Source organism: Mesorhizobium sp. M6A.T.Cr.TU.016.01.1.1, from assembly GCF_003952585.1.
Classification (GTDB): Bacteria; Pseudomonadota; Alphaproteobacteria; order Rhizobiales; family Rhizobiaceae; genus Mesorhizobium; species Mesorhizobium mediterraneum.
Genome location: NZ_CP034452.1, coordinates 6,419,206 through 6,437,309, shown reverse-complemented (window position 1 = coordinate 6,437,309; position 18,104 = coordinate 6,419,206). Strand labels below are relative to the sequence as shown.

18 protein-coding genes, 1 tRNA gene and 2 pseudogenes are annotated in these 18,104 nt (G+C 62.0%); 11 read left to right on the top strand and 10 right to left on the bottom strand.

The window, feature by feature from the left end:
- Positions 1-14: 14 nt before the first annotated feature.
- The 7 genes and pseudogenes from EJ075_RS31255 to EJ075_RS31220 all read left to right on the top strand — a co-directional run.
- Positions 15-1,187: an ABC transporter substrate-binding protein gene (locus tag EJ075_RS31255; RefSeq protein ID WP_126106943.1), complete on the top strand. Its 1,173-nt coding sequence runs from the start codon at positions 15-17 to the stop codon at positions 1,185-1,187.
- A gap of 4 nt (positions 1,188-1,191) precedes the next feature.
- Positions 1,192-1,896: an ABC transporter ATP-binding protein gene (locus EJ075_RS31250; RefSeq protein WP_095485716.1), complete on the top strand. Its 705-nt coding sequence runs from the start codon at positions 1,192-1,194 to the stop codon at positions 1,894-1,896.
- Positions 1,897-1,899: 3 nt separating this feature from the next.
- Positions 1,900-2,781: a branched-chain amino acid ABC transporter permease gene (locus EJ075_RS31245; protein ID WP_095485717.1), complete on the top strand. Its 882-nt coding sequence runs from the start codon at positions 1,900-1,902 to the stop codon at positions 2,779-2,781.
- A 4-nt stretch (positions 2,782-2,785) separates the two neighbouring features.
- Entirely contained in the window at positions 2,786-3,415 is a 630-nt protein-coding gene (locus tag EJ075_RS31240) for an FMN-binding negative transcriptional regulator (protein ID WP_095485719.1), read from the top strand.
- A 29-nt stretch (positions 3,416-3,444) separates the two neighbouring features.
- Positions 3,445-4,497, top strand: a complete 1,053-nt coding sequence (locus EJ075_RS31235; protein ID WP_126106942.1) for an ornithine cyclodeaminase — start codon at positions 3,445-3,447, stop codon at positions 4,495-4,497.
- 338 nt (positions 4,498-4,835) lie between these two features.
- On the top strand, positions 4,836-8,645 hold the full coding sequence (gene metH / locus EJ075_RS31225) for a methionine synthase (protein ID WP_126106941.1): 3,810 nt from the start codon (positions 4,836-4,838) through the stop codon (positions 8,643-8,645).
- Between the two features lie 74 nt (positions 8,646-8,719).
- Positions 8,720-8,845: pseudogene (locus EJ075_RS31220) on the top strand (phage major capsid protein); the annotation flags it as partial.
- A 150-nt stretch (positions 8,846-8,995) separates the two neighbouring features.
- Here the strand turns inward: EJ075_RS31220 and EJ075_RS31215 are convergent.
- Positions 8,996-9,487, bottom strand: a complete 492-nt coding sequence (locus EJ075_RS31215; protein ID WP_126106940.1) for a cupin domain-containing protein — start codon at positions 9,485-9,487, stop codon at positions 8,996-8,998.
- A 296-nt stretch (positions 9,488-9,783) separates the two neighbouring features.
- On the opposite strand from EJ075_RS31215, the gene EJ075_RS31210 reads away from it, so the two are divergent.
- Complete coding sequence (locus EJ075_RS31210; RefSeq protein ID WP_126106939.1) at positions 9,784-9,978, top strand: DUF1059 domain-containing protein; 195 nt, start codon at positions 9,784-9,786, stop codon at positions 9,976-9,978.
- Positions 9,979-10,253: 275 nt separating this feature from the next.
- Positions 10,254-10,634, top strand: a pseudogene (locus EJ075_RS31205) (vitamin B12 dependent-methionine synthase activation domain-containing protein); the annotation flags it as partial.
- Here the strand turns inward: EJ075_RS31205 and EJ075_RS31200 are convergent.
- The 9 genes from EJ075_RS31200 to EJ075_RS31160 all read right to left on the bottom strand — a co-directional run bounded on the left by EJ075_RS31200 (position 10,613) and on the right by EJ075_RS31160 (position 15,023).
- Positions 10,613-10,936 (bottom strand): hypothetical protein, encoded by a 324-nt coding sequence (locus tag EJ075_RS31200; protein WP_126106937.1) that lies wholly within the window; start codon positions 10,934-10,936, stop codon positions 10,613-10,615. The pseudogene EJ075_RS31205 and the gene EJ075_RS31200 sit on opposite strands and share 22 nt — an antisense overlap.
- A gap of 4 nt (positions 10,937-10,940) precedes the next feature.
- Positions 10,941-11,126, bottom strand: a complete 186-nt coding sequence (locus tag EJ075_RS31195) for a hypothetical protein (protein ID WP_126106936.1) — start codon at positions 11,124-11,126, stop codon at positions 10,941-10,943.
- Between the two features lie 263 nt (positions 11,127-11,389).
- Positions 11,390-12,079 carry a hypothetical protein gene (locus tag EJ075_RS31190; protein WP_126106935.1) on the bottom strand — a complete coding sequence of 230 codons (690 nt, stop codon included), beginning with the start codon at positions 12,077-12,079 and terminating at the stop codon, positions 11,390-11,392.
- 16 nt (positions 12,080-12,095) lie between these two features.
- On the bottom strand, positions 12,096-12,410 hold the full coding sequence (locus EJ075_RS31185; protein WP_126106934.1) for a hypothetical protein: 315 nt from the start codon (positions 12,408-12,410) through the stop codon (positions 12,096-12,098).
- Between the two features lie 23 nt (positions 12,411-12,433).
- A complete protein-coding gene (locus EJ075_RS31180) occupies positions 12,434-12,766 on the bottom strand; it encodes an addiction module antidote protein (RefSeq protein WP_126106933.1) in 333 nt (110 codons plus the stop codon).
- Positions 12,767-12,770: 4 nt separating this feature from the next.
- Complete coding sequence (locus EJ075_RS34190; RefSeq protein ID WP_348627350.1) at positions 12,771-12,947, bottom strand: type II toxin-antitoxin system RelE/ParE family toxin; 177 nt, start codon at positions 12,945-12,947, stop codon at positions 12,771-12,773.
- A 196-nt stretch (positions 12,948-13,143) separates the two neighbouring features.
- Positions 13,144-13,716 (bottom strand): hypothetical protein, encoded by a 573-nt coding sequence (locus tag EJ075_RS31170; RefSeq protein ID WP_126106932.1) that lies wholly within the window; start codon positions 13,714-13,716, stop codon positions 13,144-13,146.
- Between the two features lie 160 nt (positions 13,717-13,876).
- Positions 13,877-13,950: transfer RNA gene (locus EJ075_RS31165), tRNA-Gln, on the bottom strand.
- Positions 13,951-14,090: 140 nt separating this feature from the next.
- Positions 14,091-15,023: a lysylphosphatidylglycerol synthase domain-containing protein gene (locus tag EJ075_RS31160; RefSeq protein ID WP_126106931.1), complete on the bottom strand. Its 933-nt coding sequence runs from the start codon at positions 15,021-15,023 to the stop codon at positions 14,091-14,093.
- A 496-nt stretch (positions 15,024-15,519) separates the two neighbouring features.
- Between EJ075_RS31160 and EJ075_RS31155 the strand changes: the two genes are divergently transcribed.
- Both EJ075_RS31155 and EJ075_RS31145 read left to right on the top strand, forming a co-directional pair.
- Positions 15,520-16,896, top strand: coding sequence for a Ppx/GppA phosphatase family protein (locus tag EJ075_RS31155; RefSeq protein ID WP_126106930.1), 1,377 nt, complete (start codon positions 15,520-15,522; stop codon positions 16,894-16,896).
- A 306-nt stretch (positions 16,897-17,202) separates the two neighbouring features.
- Positions 17,203-17,898: an RlmE family RNA methyltransferase gene (locus tag EJ075_RS31145; protein ID WP_126106929.1), complete on the top strand. Its 696-nt coding sequence runs from the start codon at positions 17,203-17,205 to the stop codon at positions 17,896-17,898.
- The last annotated feature ends 206 nt before the right edge of the window (positions 17,899-18,104 follow it).

The following is an 18,104-nucleotide window of genomic DNA, read 5'->3' as shown; positions in this document are numbered from 1 at the left end:
GAAGGAGAACCGACATGCCAAAGCTTTATCGCCTTCACCGCGCCGCCCTCTATGCAGCGGTGTTCGGCACGACCGTCGCCATCGTTTCCACGGCTTCCGCCGAGGAGATCATCATTGGCGCCGCGACCGCGCAGACCGGCGGCCTTGCTCCCTACGACCAGCCGGCACTTGCCGGTCTGCGCATGGCGCTCGACGAACTCAACGCCAAGGGCGGTCTCGCAGGCAAATACACCGTCAAGCTGATCATCAAGGACACCCGCTCCGACACGGCGCAGACCGCCACCGTCGCCCAGGAACTGATCGACGCCGGCGCCAAGATCATGATCACGCCGTGTGACGCCGACCCCTCGATCTCGGCCGGCCAGCTCACCCAGCCGCTCGGCATTCCGACATTGACGCTGTGCGGCTCCGCCCCGGTGCTCACCGCCGCGGTCGGCGACGTCATGTTCGGCACCTATCCGGCCGACAATGTGCAGGCGACCGCGGTCGCCGACTTCGCCGTCGCCGAAGGCAAGAAGAAGGTCTTTCTCTTGACCTCGCCGGATTCCACCTACACGGCCAACCTGCCCGAATATTTCGGCAAGGTGTTTGAAAAGAAGGGCGGCGCTGTCGTCGGCCGCGGTACTTTCACCATGGGCCAGCCGGACTTCTCTGCCGAGATCACCAACATCAAGAGCCTCGCCGACCAGCCGGACCTGATCATGACGGCCGCCTACGAGCCTGATTTCCCGGCCTTCATCCAGCAATTGCGCGGCGCCGGCGTCACCATTCCGGTCTATGGCGCCGATGCCATCGGCACACCGACCATCAAGGGATTGGGCAAGCTGGTCGACGGCGTCGTCTACACGGCGGCCGGCTATGCCGAGCCGGGCAGCAAGCTGGAGGCCTTCAACGCCGCCTTCGCCAAATATGCCGGCCACGCGCCGGAATCGACCTATGAGGTGAATGGCTACGAGATCGGGCTGATCCTCGACCAGGCGGTCAAAACGGCCGGCTCAGATGATCCCAAGGCGATCCGCGACGCCATTGCCGGCCTCAAGGACTTTGACGGCATCACCGGCAAGATCACCTATGCCGGCACCGACCGCATGCCGCTGAGGCCCGTGGCGCTGATGCGCTATGAGGGCGGCGAGGGCAAGCACATCCAGACCATGATCCCCGACGCCGCCGACGTGCCGGCGCCGTGACATCATGCTGAGCGTCGAAGCCCTGAAAATACGTTACGGCGAAGTCGAGGCGGTGCGCCGCGTCGATCTCGCCGTCGACAGCGGCGAGATCATCGCGCTGGTCGGCGCCAATGGCGCCGGCAAGAGCTCGACGCTTGGCGCCATCGCCGGGCTGGTGCCTGCTGTATCAGGCAAAGTGGTCTTCGACGGCGTCGACATCACCGGCCTGGCGCCGGAGGCGATCGCCCGCAAGGGTGTGTCGCTGGTGCCGGAGGGCCGGCGCATCTTCGCTGGCCTGACCGTGGCCGACAATCTGCGTCTCGGCGGCGCGATGCACCTGCCGGCGACGGAGGCGAGGGCGCGCGAAGAGGAGATGCTGGAGCTGTTTCCGATTCTGCGGCGCTACCATCGCGTCAAGGGTGGCAATCTCTCCGGCGGCGAGCAGCAGATGCTGGCCATCGCCCGGGCATTGATGGGCAAACCGCGCATGGTGCTGCTCGACGAGCCGTCGCTCGGCCTTGCCCCGCAGCTGATCGACACCGTCTTCGACCTGATCGCCGAATTGCGCCGCAACGGCCTGACCATCCTTCTGGTCGAGCAGAACGTGGCGCTGGCGCTGGAGATCGCCGACCGCGCCATCGTGCTTGCCAATGGCGAGGTGGTGCTATCGGGCACCGCGAAGGAGCTCGCCACCTCGGACCTTGTCCGCCAAGCCTATCTCGGAGCCTGAACCATGATCGCGCAGCAGATCATCAATGCGGTGAGCCTCGGCGGCGTCTATGCGCTGCTGGCACTGGGGCTGGCGATCGTCTTTTCCATCGTCGGCCTGATCAACTTCGCCCATGGCGAGCTGATGACACTGTCGGGCTATGCCTTGCTTGCCGCGCTGGTTTTCGGTCTGCCGTTTCCGGCGGCGGTGCTAGTCGCCGTGTCTTGTGGCGCGTTGGCAGCGGTTGCCATGGAGCGTGTTGCCTTTCGGCCGATGCGCGGCGCCAGCGTCACCAGTCTGCTTCTGACCAGCTTCGCCGTTTCGAGCCTGCTGAAGGTCGTCTTCCAGAACGGCATCTCGGCCCGGCCGCAGGCTGTCGCCATGCCTAGCTGGATGACCGGCGCCTTCTCTTTCGGCGACTTCACCATCGGTGTCGGCCCGAGCATCTCCATCGTCGTCTCGGCATTGGCCCTGATTGCGCTGGAACTCTTCCTGCGCCGCACCGTGACCGGCACGGCGATGCGCGCGGCGGCCGAGGATTTCAATGTCGTGCGGCTGATGGGCATCCCGGCCAGCCGCATCATCGCCACCGCCTTCCTGCTCTCCGGCCTGCTGGCCGGCCTGGCGGCAATGCTGTGGGTGGCGCAGCGCGCCTCCGTCGACCCGCTGATGGGTTTTACCCCAGTGCTGAAGGCTTTCATCGCCGCCGTCGTCGGCGGGCTGGGCAGCCTGCCGGGTGCTGTCGCCGGCGGCTTCCTGCTCGGTATCATCGAAGTGCTGCTGCAGGCGACACTGCCGGCGGCGGTCGCACCCTATCGCGACGCCATCGTGCTCTCCGGCGTCATCGCCGTGCTGCTGGTGCGGCCGCAAGGCCTGATCCCGGCGGTGCGCGTGCAGAGAAGTTGAACCAATGTACACCAAGCCCGAATTCGCGCCGCTCTCGCAGGACGACGTCTTCGGCCTGATCGAGGCGGCCGCCTTCGCCACGGTGGTGACGTCAGGGCCGGAGGGACTCGTCGCCTCGCATCTGCCTATCGTGCTCGACCGAAAGCGGGGAGCGAACGGCACGCTGGTGTCGCATCTGGCCCGGCAGAACCCGCACAGCGCGTTGATTGCGGAGGGCCGGGAGACGATCGCAATCTTCCACGGGCCGCATGGCTATATCTCGCCGTCCTGGTATCCGCGCAACCCGGTGCGCGACAGCGCGCCGACCTGGAACTTCGCCGTCGTCCATTGCCACGGCCGGCCGGCGCCACTCGACGATCACGCCACCGCCCGGCACCTCTTGCGGCTTGTCGACGTGCTGGAAAAGGGCCGCGCCGACCGCTGGCGCATGCGCGAGCTCGGGCCGGGCGGCATGGAGCGGCGCATACCGCACATCCTTGGCTTCGACCTGCCGATCGAACGGCTCGAGGCCAAGTTCAAGATGGGGCAGGACGAGCGGCTCTACGACACCAATGCCGCGATCGGCACGCTGGAGCGGAGCGATCCGGCACTGGCGACGATGATGAAGGCGCACAACGCGCATCGCAAGGACTGACCGTCGCAGCAATGCGGGCAAGGACAAAAATGATCCCCAATCTCAACATCGTCCCTTTCGTCAGCGTCGACCACATGATGAAGCTGGTGCTGAAGATCGGCGAGCGTTTCCTCACCGAGCTCGCCTTCTACATCGAGGATGATTTCCGCCGCTGGGAAGCCTTCGACAAGTCGCCGCGCGTCGCCTCGCACAGCGCCGAGGGCGTCATCGAGCTGATGCCGACCAGCGACGGCGAGGTCTATGGCTTCAAATATGTCAACGGCCATCCCAAGAACATGCGCGAGGGCCGCCAGACCGTGACCGCCTTCGGGATGCTGGCCGACGTCCACAATGGCTACCCCGTGCTGCTGTCGGAAATGACCATCCTGACCGCGCTGCGCACCGCGGCGATGTCGGCGCTCGCGGCCAAGCATCTGGCGCCGCCCGGCGCTGACTGCATGGCGCTGATCGGCAATGGCGCTCAGGCGGAATTCCAGGCGCTGGCCTTCAAGGCCTTGCTGGGCGTGCGCAAGCTGCGCTTCTTCGACATCGACCGCTCGGCGACGGAAAAGTGCATCCGCAATCTCGCTGGTTTTGGCTTCGAAATGGTCGCCTGCCGCTCTACCGAAGAGGCCGTCGAGGGGGCTGAGATCATCACCACCGTCACCGCCGACAAGCAGTACGCCACCATCCTCACCGACAACATGGTCGGCTCGGGCGTGCACATCAACGCGGTTGGCGGCGATTGTCCGGGGAAGACTGAACTGCACCGCGATATCCTGCTGCGCTCCGACATCTTCGTCGAATACCCGCCGCAGACCCGCATCGAGGGTGAGATCCAGCAGCTTGCACCGGATCATGAGGTGACCGAGCTGTGGCAGGTCATCACTGGTGCGGTGCCTGGCCGGCGCGATCCGGCCCAGATCACGCTGTTCGATTCGGTCGGCTTCGCCATCGAGGATTTCTCGGCGCTGCGCTATGTCAGGGATCAGCTGCGATCGACTGGCCTCTACCAGGAACTCGACATGCTGGCCGACCCCGACGAGCCGCGCGATCTGTTCGGCATGCTGCTCAGGGCCGCGGTGGTGGCGAAGACAGGGTAGGCGGCGGTGTAGCGCCGGCAATTGTCGATGTCGGCACCGCCCCTCATCGCCCTGCCGGGCACTTCTCCCCGTATAGTGACGGGGAGAAGGGCGCCTTCGCAAAGGATTTCGCCAATCTCCAGCATTGCAGAAAGGGAGCCGAGGTCGCGGCCAGATCCCTTCTCCCCGTCACTATACGGGGAGAAGGTGCCGGCAGGCGGATGAGGGGCAGCGCAAACCTCAAGCGATTGCCCTGGGCGTTATTTGAGGCAGGGGTGACATCAGCAGGCAGATGCCGTATATTGACATAAAGATGTCTTTATGTGACTTAGGCGCGACTGTCGCCCCGAGGACGAAATATGTCGCAAAACCCATCATCGTTGGACGACCTGTTCGGCCCCGTCGCGGCCAAGCCCGACGGATCGGAAGTGCTTGCAGCACTGACGGCGGCGGCGCGCGAACGCATCCTCATCCTCGACGGCGCCATGGGCACGCAGATCCAGGGCCTCGGCTTCGACGAGAACCACTTCCGTGGCGACAAATTCGCGGAGTGCGCATGCCACCAGCAAGGCAACAACGATCTGCTGATCCTGACGCAGCCCAAGGCGATCGAGGAGATTCACTATCAATACGCCATATCAGGCGCGGATATCCTTGAAACCAACACCTTCTCCTCGACCGCCATCGCCCAGGCGGATTACGGCATGGAGGACGCGGTCTACGCGCTGAACCGCGACGGTGCGCGGCTGGTGCGCAGGGCAGCGGTGAGGGCACAGCAGGAGGACGGCAAGCGTCGCTTCGTCGCCGGTGCGCTGGGACCGACCAACCGCACCGCCTCGATGTCGCCGGATGTCAACAATCCCGGCTACCGCGCCGTGACGTTCGATGAATTGCGCCTCGCCTATGGCGAGCAGCTGCGCGGTCTCATCGACGGCGGCGCCGACATCATCCTGATCGAGACCATTTTTGATACGCTGAACGCCAAGGCGGCGATCTTCGCTTGCAACGAGATCTTCATCGAGAAGGACGTGCATCTGCCGATCATGATCTCCGGCACGATCACCGACCTGTCCGGCCGCACGCTGTCCGGCCAGACGCCGACGGCTTTCTGGCACTCGGTCCGTCACGCCAACCCGTTCACGATAGGCCTCAATTGCGCGCTTGGCGCCAAAGCCATGCGCGCCCATCTGGACGAAATATCAGGCGTCGCCGACACCTTTGTCTGTGCCTATCCCAATGCCGGCCTGCCCAATGAATTCGGCCGATATGACGAGAGCCCGGAATTCATGGCCGCGCAGATCGAGGATTTTGCGCGCGACGGATTGGTCAACATCGTCGGCGGCTGTTGCGGCTCGACGCCGGACCACATCCGCGCCATCGCACAGGCGGTGAAGAAATACCCGCCGCGCGCTGTTCCCGTCATCGAACCGAAGATGCGCCTGTCGGGGCTCGAGCCGTTCACGCTGACCGACGAAATTCCGTTCGTGAATGTCGGCGAGCGCACCAATGTCACCGGCTCGGCGAAATTCAGGAAGCTGATCACGGCGGGCGACTATGCCGCCGCGCTCGACGTCGCCCGCGATCAGGTCGCCAACGGCGCGCAGATCATCGACATCAACATGGACGAGGGCCTGATCGATTCGAAGAGGGCGATGGTCGAATACCTCAACCTGATCGCCGCCGAGCCTGACATAGCCCGCGTTCCCGTGATGATCGACAGCTCCAAATGGGAGATCATCGAAGCCGGCCTGAAATGCGTGCAAGGCAAGCCGCTGGTCAACTCCATCTCGATGAAGGAAGGCGAGGAGGCCTTTCTGCACCATGCGAAGCTCGTCCGCGCGTATGGCGCGGCGGTGGTCGTCATGGCCTTCGACGAGGACGGCCAGGCTGACACGCAGGCGCGCAAGGTCGAAATCTGCACCCGCGCCTACAAGCTGCTGACCGAGCAAGCGGGATTTCCGCCCGAGGACATCGTTTTCGATCCGAACATCTTTGCCATCGCCACCGGCATCGACGAGCACAACAATTACGGCGTCGACTTCATCGAAGCCGCACGGCAGATCATTGCGACGCTTCCCCATGTCCATATATCGGGCGGCGTGTCGAACCTCTCCTTCTCGTTCCGCGGCAACGAGCCGGTGCGCGAGGCCATGCATGCCGTGTTCCTCTACCATGCCATCCAGGCCGGCATGGACATGGGCATCGTCAACGCCGGGCAGCTTGCCGTCTACGACACGATCGATCCGGAACTGCGCGAAGCCTGCGAGGATGTCGTCAACAACCGTCAGCCGAAGGGCGGCGGCACAGCGACCGAACGCATGCTGGAACTCGCCGAACGTTTCAAGGGCACGGCGGGCAAGGAGGCGCAGGAACGCGATCTCGCCTGGCGTGACTGGCCGGTCGAGCAGCGCATTTCGCACGCACTGGTCAACGGCATCACCGAATTCATCGACCAGGACACGGACGAAGCGCGCCTTGCCGCCGAGCGCCCGCTGCATGTCATCGAAGGTCCGCTGATGGCAGGAATGAATGTCGTCGGCGATCTGTTCGGCGCCGGCAAAATGTTCCTGCCGCAAGTGGTGAAGTCCGCGCGCGTCATGAAGCAGGCGGTGGCCGGCCTGCTTCCGCACATGGAGGCGGAGAAGCTGGCGAACGCCGCCAATGGCGTCGACACTGGCGAGCGCCAGACCGCCGGAAAGATCCTGATGGCGACGGTGAAGGGCGATGTCCACGACATCGGCAAGAACATCGTCGGCGTGGTTCTCGCCTGCAACAATTACGAGATCATCGACCTCGGCGTCATGGTGCCGGCGGCGAAGATCCTGCAGACGGCGCGCGAGCAGCAGGTCGACATCATCGGCCTTTCCGGCCTGATCACGCCTTCGCTCGACGAGATGGCGCATATGGCCGCCGAAATGGAGCGCGAAGGCTTTGATATTCCGCTCCTGATCGGCGGTGCGACGACCAGCCGCGTGCACACGGCGGTAAAGATCCATCCGCGCTATGCCAGAGGCCAGACGGTCTACGTCACCGATGCCAGCCGCGCGGTCGGCGTGGTGTCGGCACTGCTGTCGAACGAGACCAAGGGCGGCTATGTCGACAACGTTCGTGCCGAATACAAGAAGGTTGCCGATGCGCACGCGCGCAGCGAAGCCGACAAGCAGCGCTTGCCGCTGGCCAAGGCGAGGGCCAACGCCCACAGGATCGACTGGTCGGCCTATGAGCCGCCGAAGCCGTCCTTCCTCGGCCTGAAAATCTTCGAAGGCTGGGATCTGGCCGAGCTCGCGCGCTATATCGACTGGACGCCATTCTTCCAGACCTGGGAGCTGAAGGGGCGCTATCCAAAAATCCTCGACGACGAGGCCCAAGGGCCGGCGGCACGCCAGCTTTTCGAGGACGCCCAGGCGATGCTGAAAAAGATCATCGCGGAAAAATGGTTCGCGCCGAAGGGCGTGATCGGCTTCTGGCCGGCGAATACCGTCGGCGACGATATCAGGCTGTTCACGGACGATAAGCGATCGCAGGAGCTGGCGACCTTCTTCACGCTGCGCCAGCAACTAACCAAGCGCGACGGCAAGGCGAACGTCGCGCTGTCGGATTTCGTCGCGCCTGCCGACAGCGGCAAGGCCGACTATCTCGGTGGCTTCATCGTCACCGCTGGCATCGAGGAGGCGGTGATCGCCGAGCGCTTCGAGCGGGCGAACGACGACTACTCGTCGATCATGGTCAAGGCGCTGGCCGACCGTTTCGCCGAAGCCTTCGCCGAGCGCCTGCACGAACGAGTGCGCAAGGACTTCTGGGCCTATGCGCCGGACGAGGCTCTGGCGCCGGACGAGCTGATCGGCGAACCCTATCGCGGCATCCGCCCGGCACCCGGCTATCCGGCGCAGCCCGATCACACCGAGAAGGCGACGCTTTTCCGCCTGCTCGACGGCGAGCGCAATGCCGGCGTCAGCCTGACCGAAAGTTTTGCGATGTGGCCGGGCTCCTCCGTGTCCGGCATCTACCTGTCGCATCCCGAGAGCTATTATTTCGGGGTGGCCAAGGTCGAACGCGACCAGGTCGAGGATTATGCGCGGCGCAAGGGCATGGCGCTTGCCGAGGTCGAGCGCTGGCTCGGCCCGATCCTCAACTATGTGCCGGCGCAGGGACTTGACGCAGCCGCGTGAGGCGGGTGCGTGAAAGTCACGCCGTCAGACTGGCGGCGTTTGAGTAAACTCCTGAATGGTCCAGTTTGCGCTAGGTCAGCACCGAGCACGCGGACTTCTTCGTGCGCAACCTCGTTGCGATCCTCGCCGAGGAACGGATCGGCCTTGCGGTTCGCCAGCCAACGGCTTTGACTTACGGCGACTTCGGCAACGTTGCCTAATCTAATGAACATCGGTGAGCGCCCATGATGGTGAGGCTCGCCGGAGAGCAGCGGACGGCGAGAGGCGATCAGCCGCCCGCTGACATAAAGCTCGCGCTCATCCGAGCAACAAGGGTACGCGAGGCGCAAAATAGCCGGCTGAGCCGCATTTCACTTCTTGCGCGGATCGTCAGCCGGATTGATGTAAGTAATACGAAATGGTCCGACGAAATGAACCTCGATGATAGTCTCTTCGCCTCCCGTCCAGACGTAATGCGTTTGATTTGCTGGCAGCGCGTGGAAGGCTCCGGGTTTTAGCAGGTCGCCAGTCTTTTCGCCCTTTTCGCCGACTCCAAAGCCAATGCTACCGCTGACCAGGGTGATGGTCTCGGCATACGGATGAGTGTGGGGCGGAATCTGATAGTTGGGCGGAAACTTGGAGCGTGTGACAACCACTTCGCCAGTCTTTGTCGGATCGCCCATCAAGACAGTGGCTTTGGCCCCTTTTGGCAGGCTAGGATTATCCTTCCATACCAGCTTTTCAGGCGTAAGCAGGGTCACATCCATATCGCCCGCGAATGCCGAACCTCCATATACGGTCAAAACTGTTGCAACTGTAACACCGAAGGCAAGTGTGGATGATCTGCGATAGATAGGTTTCATCGCTTCCTCCATCTAGCATGTGCATGTTGCACTCGAACAAATCATCCCGAGCCCGATCCGACCACTTGTCAAATCAACTAATAGGAAATGGCGCTCTTTGCTCGTTCCGATGGAGAGACGAACGGCAAAGGTCAACCTCAAGTTTAGTCTCGATACAAGCATCGGATTTCACCACTAGATTCATGGGGGCGGGTGAAAACTTGCCAAGGCCGCGCGCTGCGGCAGTAGTCGCGGCTGCGGTGACGGTTTACTGTCTTCGGTGAAGCCGATATGCGGCTGAACAAGGGAGGCAGAAAATGGCTTACTGCACCTACACTTGCAAAGAGTATCCGGGAATGGAGATGTGCCCAGGACGGTTCGAAGCGGAGACAGAAGAAGAGCTATGGAAGCACATTGAGCTCCATGCCTCGGTCGCCCACAAAGAGGACCCTGCCTTGTGGTCTTCTGAGGATAGAGCACAGGTCGAGGCTCTCATTAGGAGGCATGCGTAAGCTGCTCCGTTCTGCGTTTGTCAAAGACTCGGTTGTGAGGCGATCATACCGTCCGCCGTCGCGACCAGGGGGCGGGCCAAACTTGCCAAGGCCGCTCCGCGCCGACCCGCGGATTACGGTGACAGTCCACTATTTATTTTCGCCGCCTGCCTCGTTTTCCGGGTTTCACGGCTTTGCCGATTTGCCCGGCGATGCGGCAGACCGGGAGCGCGAGCAAGGTGCACCATGCGGCGGGGCGACGTGGTAAAAAGTGCACTGTCACCGTAATTTCGCCGCCCGATCACACCGAGAAGGCGACGCTTTTCCGCCTGCTCTACGGCGAGCGCAATGCCGGCGTGAGCCTGACCGAAAGCTTTGCGATGTGGCCGGGCTCCTCCGTGTCCGGCATCTACCTGTCGCATCCCGAAAGCTATTATTTCGGCGTGGTCAAGGTCGAACGCGACCAGGTGGAGGACTATGCGCGGCGCAAGCGCATGCCGCTTGCCGAGGTCGAGCGCTGGCTCGGGCCGATCCTCAACTATGTGCCGGCGCAGGGACGCAGCCGCGTGAGGGCGGGAGGCGTGAAATCACGCTGCGAGGCTGATGTGCCATTGCGCCCGAGCATCGAAAGGCCCGGCAGTTCGACGCATCGCTTTCAGGCCTGCGGCTTAACGTAAGAAATCATATGAGCGACGGCCATCTCAGCGCCACTTGTCATTTTCTCTTTGCTCTTGGCCATTTCAATGCGCGCCAGGACGTCTTCAACGCTTGCCCCGTTGTCGATCGCAAGCGCGACATCACTCAGAACTGCTTTCTGAGCGGAGGCGACTCGGCTCGCATCGGCCGGATTTGACGAAAGGCTGACAGCTATTGCCTCATGCGCCTTGTTCGCTACCACGATTAAGGTGCGCGTAGTAATCTCAACATTAAAAAGACTTTGTTTAGCAGCCTTTCCTTTCAACCATCCAAAAATGCCCACCACATCACTCCCCAAATCCAATCTGATATTCCGGGCGAATGATGATTTCCTTGCCGCGGTGGAGGTTTAAAAGTTCTCCGAATGAGAAGTCCACTGCGTCAGGTGTAATCTCGCTTTCGAGTTTCGACTCATCAAACATGAATTGCTCCATTTTGCGGATGACACTATCGCGCGCGACGGTAGCGGGCAATCGTCGCTCGTTAGGCGGGATTACGGTGACAGTGCACTATTTATTTTGGCCGCCTGCCTCGTTTTCCGGGTTTCACGGCTTTGCCGATTTGCCCTGCGATGCGGCAGACCGGGAGCGCGGGCAAGGTGCACCATGCGGCGGGGGCGACGTGGTAAAAAGTGCACTGTCACCGTAATTGCACCGTAATTCGATCGGCGGCTTCGCGCAGCTGACCTCGATCAGAGCGGCGGGCATTTCGACGCGGATCGTCCGCGACTATCGCGTCAAAGATCGCTTGGATAGTCCCTGCTGCTGAACTCTCCTGCTTCCATCTTCTCACGACGCTTGCTCTGGGCGGCAAGCCCGTCATGAAGCACATAGAGCAGCGCTTCAGCGTCCGGCAGGCTCAGCAAGACACGATCGTAAGCCGTTTCGCTATCGAGGTAGTGCGCGGCAACGAGGTTTAGGACATCGGCTAGCGCGTTCAACGCAGCATCAACCTTGATCCTGGTCGCATCTTGGAGCGGCCTTGCGGATGGATTAATCCGCTGGTCCAAGTTGTTGTGGCCGATCCGGTTGTTCCGCCAGTCTCGGCAGAATTCTTCGGCCTTCACCGCGAGGTCGACCTTCGCCCTGACGGCATTGGCGACAGTCGTGTCCGGAATGATATCGGCCAGGCGCCGAACGGTGAGCGTCTGGTGGCCGGCGACCGTCGGCCTGTCGGTAAGTCTGGAAATGGCAAGCAGCACTTGATCGAAGATACTGTCTTGCACGATGCGGAAGAAGCTGCCGGCCGCTTCGTTCAACAGATCGACGCGCGATTTCTTGGTCCCGAATAGGATCTTGTATTGATCCCAAACCAGGTGAATTTGGGAAAGCTCCTGAACAAGTTCAGCGTAGATCGCACCCAGATCCTGACCCATGATTTGCTCATAGTCGGCACGCGACTCGGCCGCAGTACGTGTCGTCGACATTTGTGGTTGCTACCTTTTAGGCGATGACGATTCGGAAGATGCCGAAGGCGATCAGCCCTATCCCCAACAGGTCCAGAATGATGCCGAGCGGCTTGGCCTTCCAAGGATGGCCAGTGACAATGCCGTTGAGCCCTCCGATGCCCCGCTGGACCAGTGTTTGCTGCATCGGACGATTGATCCACTCCCCGATGCCGCAAGAGAGCACCCCAAGCCCAATCAAAAGGAGCGGATCGTGCTTCGCAGCCGCAGCTGCGACCGTTAGTGCTAAGCCGGCCGCCGCCACTGCCTTCCACCAATGTTCGATATTGAGAGCTTCAAGTGGACTCGACATTCTGACGTCCCCGCCAAACGATGCTACGCTGACAGGCGAGCTTCCCCATGGTTGTCGCAGTCATCCTTATCTTCAGCCTTTGAAACCGAGACGTGAAGTTTAAGGGCCTGCATGACTTTCATGATAGTCGCGAACTCGGGGTTTCCTTCGGCGCTTAGTGCTTTGTAGAGGCTTTCACGAGAGACGCCGGCCATCTTCGCGATCTGCGTCATGCCGCGAGCCCTGGCGACGTCACCAAGCGCCGCAGTTACAAGCGCTGGGTTTCCTTCTTCGAAGGCTGCATTGATGTAGGCGAAAATCATTTCTTCGCTTTCGAGGTGCTCTGACGCGTCCCAGGGTTTGGTTTTTAGGGCCATGAGATCACTCCTTTACTTTCTTCTTCAACGCCTTTGCGGCGGCGATGTCGTCCTTCTGGGAACTCTTGTCGCCGCCACCGAGCAGAATGATGATGGTGCCGCCGATCTGCATGAAATAGACCCGATAGCCTGGGCCGTAGTGTATGCGAAATTCACCAACTCCCTCTCCAACCGTCGCCACGTCGCCGAGATTTCCAAGCGAAACGTTCTTCGAGACGCGCGAGAATCCTCGCGCGGGCTTGCATGTCTCGGAGTGATTTGAACCAACTAGCGAAGTGCTCGGTCTCTCGGACTTCGATCATGCACACGTATCCTACGGGCTACAACTTTACAAGGGGTGAATTGTTCCTTGGCCGCCGACTGGAGCACAGATTTCATCAGGGGCCTAGGACATAGAGGCGAAGGCCAACCTTCAGAAAAAAGTAAAAGACAGTTGTAGTTCCTATCAGAGACACACATGCAAAGGCGATCAGAACAGATCTAGGAAACACCCGCATCGGCCTCATGGGAAGTCTTTTGCCCTGACCGTTGCCCCACCGCACACTTAGAACGTTCGGAAGTTCAACTCCACGAGTGTCGATAATGGAAATCCTGAAAAACTCTTTCCCGGCCAAAGAAGGAAACGTGAGCGCGAGCCTATCGTTAGGTAGAATATCCGGTGTGAATTTCCTCGGCGACCAAATTTCATAGTGCTGAGGCTGATAATTTAACGTGACCTCAACGCCATCTATAGCGGCCCTGCCTGTATTCTGTACCCATATCTCTTGTGTCCGTACTGGTATATTTGCACCTCCGTTCGGATTTGGAAGTTGATAAAAATGTTGATGCGTAACAGACCATCCCAGCCGACCTCTCGCAGTAAGCAGTTGAGTGGCAATGGCAATGAGCCCTGCAATTGATAGCGACTGCCCGATGTTTGAAGAGAAGAACTCTTTTATGATCTCAAGCATGTGTTGCCCCCTCCCAGAGAAGACGCAGCATGTCGGCCTTTTGGTGCAGGCGCAAGCTTCGCCCCCCGCGAGGGCGTGCTTGAATAATTAACCGAATGCGTGCGTCCGACTGACACGAAATGTTCTACTTATGAAACTGGAAAATCGCTTTAAAATCAATTGGCTGGGGAACCTGGATTCGAACCAGGACTAACGGAGTCAGAGTCCGTGGGTCTACCGTTAACCTATTCCCCAGCAGGCGCGGTTGAAGAACACCGCGCGGGCAGGGCGGCGATGGCGCCGCGCGTGCCTTGTAGCCGCCGCCGGAAAATAGTCAAGCCTGCCGAGCGCTTCAATCACCACGTTTCATCAGGCGTATTTCCAAGTGCCACACCTCATTTCCCACCCCGACCGAGCTGCGAGTGCTCAAAAAACAGCACGACGCCGAGCGCTATCACCAGCGGGATGATCAGGTAGAACAGCCGGAACACCAGCAGTGCGGCCAGCACGCCGACCGGGTCCATGTGCGACAGGCCGGCGAGGAAGACCACCTCGAACACGCCGAGCCCGCCCGGCGCATGCGAGATCTGCGCGATCGAGAACGACACCAGGAAGACGCCGAGCACGACGAAATAGCCGGGATTGCCTGATACGGGCAGGGCGAAGAAGATGATCGCCGCCGCTGCCAGAAGCTCGATCGGGCCGATCAGCAATTGCCGCGCGACGATCGGCAGCGCCGGATAATGGACCTGAAAACTGCCGATCTTCAGCGGCCTGAGATGCAGCCAGCTGCCGAAGACATAGGCCGCCACCAGCAGCAGCATGGCGACGCCCGCGGCGATCGCCAGGCCATGGTGCGGTGCGCCGGAGAACCGGTCGATGATCTCCGGCTCGAAGACCAGCACGAGGCCGGAGACGAGGATCGTCGACAGCACGAAGGTGATCCAGCAGATCGCCACCAGGACGCCGACATCCTGCCCGGTCAGCCCCCTTGTGCCATAGGCGCGGTAGCGGATCACGGCGCCTGAAAATACCGAGCCGCCGATATTGTGCGACAACGCGTAGGTGGTGAAGGAGCACAGGGTGACGAACAGCCAGGAGACTCGTCTGCCGATATGCAGGAGCGCTATGTGGTCGTAGCCGGCCAGCGACGCATAGGCGATGACCGAGCTCAGCGCGGCGAGCACCCAGCCGCGGGCAGGGATGGCGACGATGCCGTCCCAGACGTCGTCGAGCGAAATGCCGCGCAGCTCGTGCAGCAGCAGCCACAGCGAGAAGACGACCGCCGCAATGCCGACGACCGGCCAGAAATAGCGCCTCCAATTCATGACGTGACGATCATGCGTTGCAGCCCCGTTGCCCCTTTTTCGGTTCGCGTCGGGAAAACTGTCCGCGATTCCGAATGTTCCATCTCCGCCATTTCAGAAATGCCTTATCGAAGCCGGCTATTCAACCGGCAAGGCGCGCTGCGGCGGCCTCTTCTTCCCTTCTCCCCTTGTGGGAGAAGGTGGATCGGCGCCTAGCGCCGAGACGGAAGAGGGGTATTGGAAGAAATGAGGCCTTGCCAAGCTGGAACACCCCTCATCCGACCGAGGAGCCTGTCCTCGGGCTTGCCGGAGGCAAGACCCGTGGGCTCGGCCACCTTCTCCCACAACAAGGGGAGAAGGGATCACCAACATCGCCGCATCTCAAGCCACCGGCAAAATTCGACCCCTGCGCTCTTGGTGATCCGGGCCGGCGCTGCTAGTCTGGCGGCAACTTAGAACACATGACAGCGCCTGCTGCGTCCGGTCTCCGGTTCGCGCGGCGCCGGAAGGAACTGAAGTGGAAGACCACGACACCGGCGCTGGCGCGCCGGAAGTGGGCGTGTCCAGGGCTTCGCCGCCGCCATCCGGCCGGGCAAGCCCATCCGCCGGCCGGCACAATGGCCGCCCGGTGCAGCCTTGGTCCAGTCATGGACAGGCAGGCGACGCGCCCCAGCATCAGAATGGCCAGCAGAAGGCCAAGACCAGGAAGCGGCGCAAACGCCGGCGCGGCCGCAAGGTTTTCGTGCGCGATGACGCTCAGTTCGCAGCGGCCGGACTGTCGGCGGCCGCCGGCGGCGCTCCGGCCAGCCGCCCGCCCGAGGCGATCGTCGCGCCTTTGCCCTCAACTGCGCCGAGCAGGCCGGAGCAGGACATTCGCCGTCCGCCGGTGCAGGAGCTGCCGGTGTTTGCCGCACTCGACCTCGGCACCAACAATTGCCGGCTGCTGGTGGCGGTGCCGACGCGGCATGGCCAGTTCCGCGTCATCGATGCTTTCTCGCGCATTGTCCGGCTGGGCGAGGGCCTCACCGCCAATGGGCGGCTCGGCCAGCCCGCGATGGACCGTGCGGTCGAGGCGCTGAAGATCTGCGGCGACAAACTGCGCAGCCGCAAGATCAGGAAGGCCCGGCTGATCGCCACCGAAGCCTGCCGCACGGCCGCGAACGGCGCCGAGTTCCTCGATCGCGTCGAGCGCGAGGCGGGCTTGAAGCTCGAGATCATCGACCGCCAGACCGAGGCGCGGCTGGCCGTGTCTGGCTGCGGCTCGCTGGTCGACCGCGACACGCAAGGCGTCGTCCTGTTCGACATCGGTGGCGGCTCCTCGGAAATCGCGCTGATCGATCTCACCGGCCACCGCTCGCCGCGGCTCGCCAACCACATCGTCTCCTGGACGTCGCTGCCGGTCGGCGTGGTTTCGCTGGCCGAGCGCTTCGGCGGCCGCACCGTCACCCGCGAGATATTTACCGCCATGGTCGAGGATGTGGCAGTGCGCCTGCATGCCTTTGACGGGCGCGACCGGCTGAGCCATGTGCTCGCCAGCCCGAAATTCCATCTGCTCGGCACCTCGGGCACGGTGACGACGCTGGCCGGCGTCCACCTCGACCTGGAGCGCTACGACCGCCGCCGGGTCGACGGGCTGTGGATGGACCGCGACAGCGTCGACCGCATGGTCGAAAAACTGGTCGGCTGGGACTTTCAGCAGCGCGTCGCCAACCCTTGCATCGGCGCCGATCGCGCCGATCTGGTGCTGGCCGGCTGCGCCATCCTGGAAGCGATCCGCGCGGTATGGCCGTCGGAAAGGCTGCGCGTTGCCGACCGCGGCTTGCGTGAAGGCATATTGAGCGAATTGATGGCCGACGACGGTGTCTGGCGCAACAGTGGACGTGGCAGAGCATGATCCCGAACCGAAGGACCGCGTCAGCGAAAAGTGGCAACCGGTTTTCTCGGACCCAAGCGGAAGCATTGCTTAGGTGAACAGTCGACCCCCACTCCGTCGAGCTTCGCTCGACACCTCTCCCCCGATCGACGGGGTAGAGGAAGGGCGCGAGCTTATGCAGGCTGGCGCCCTTCCTCTCCCTCCGGAGGGGGGAGAGGTGGCGCTGCGAAGCAGCGACGGAGTGGGGGAAGCCGTTCACGAAACGCGCAGCCGCCGAAAAACGGCCGCAACTCGGCGAGCGAGAAAACTCAAACAAGAAATCAAGCAATGACCAAGAAACCGGAAAAACCAGGCTCTGCCAGCATTCGCGTGCTAAAGACGCGGATCAAGAAGAAGAGCGGCCTGAAGGAATCGTCACGCCGCTGGCTGCAGCGCCACATCAACGATCCCTATGTCCAACGCTCCAAGGCCGACGGCTACCGCTCGCGTGCGGCCTACAAGCTGATCGAGATCGACGACAAGCACCATCTGCTCAAGCCCGGCATGAAGGTCATCGACCTTGGCGCGGCACCCGGCGGCTGGTGCCAGGTCGCCGCCGCGCGCACGAAATCGACGGCCGAACATCCGCATGTCGTCGGCATCGACTATCTCGAGATGGATGCGGTGCCCGGCGCGCCGGTGCTGTTGATGGATTTTCTCGATCCGCAGGCGCCCGAAAAGCTCGCCGAAACGCTGGGCGGCCGACCGGACATCGTTTTGTCCGACATGGCGGCGCCGACCACCGGGCATAAAAGGACCGATCACATCCGCACCATGTATCTGTGCGAGGTGGCAGCCGATTTCGCGCTGTCGGTGCTCAAGCCGGGCGGCCATTTCCTCGCCAAGACTTTTCAGGGCGGCGCCGAAAACGAGCTGCTCTCGAGGCTCAAGCAGAATTTCCGCTCGGTCCATCACGTCAAGCCGCCGGCCTCGCGCGATGAATCCGTGGAGCTTTATTTGTTGGCGAAGGATTTTAAGGGTTAGAGTCTTTTCCTTCTCCCCTTGTGGGAGAAGGTGGCCGCGAAGCGGCCGGATGAGGGGTGTTCTAGCTTGGCGCACACCTCGTCCAGATCGGTGACTCGGTAGCCAGCCTCTCATTTCTTCCAACACCCCTCATCCGTCTCGGCGCTAAAGCGCCGATCCACCTTCTCCCACAAGGAGACCTTTGCACAGAAGCCGAACGGTGATTC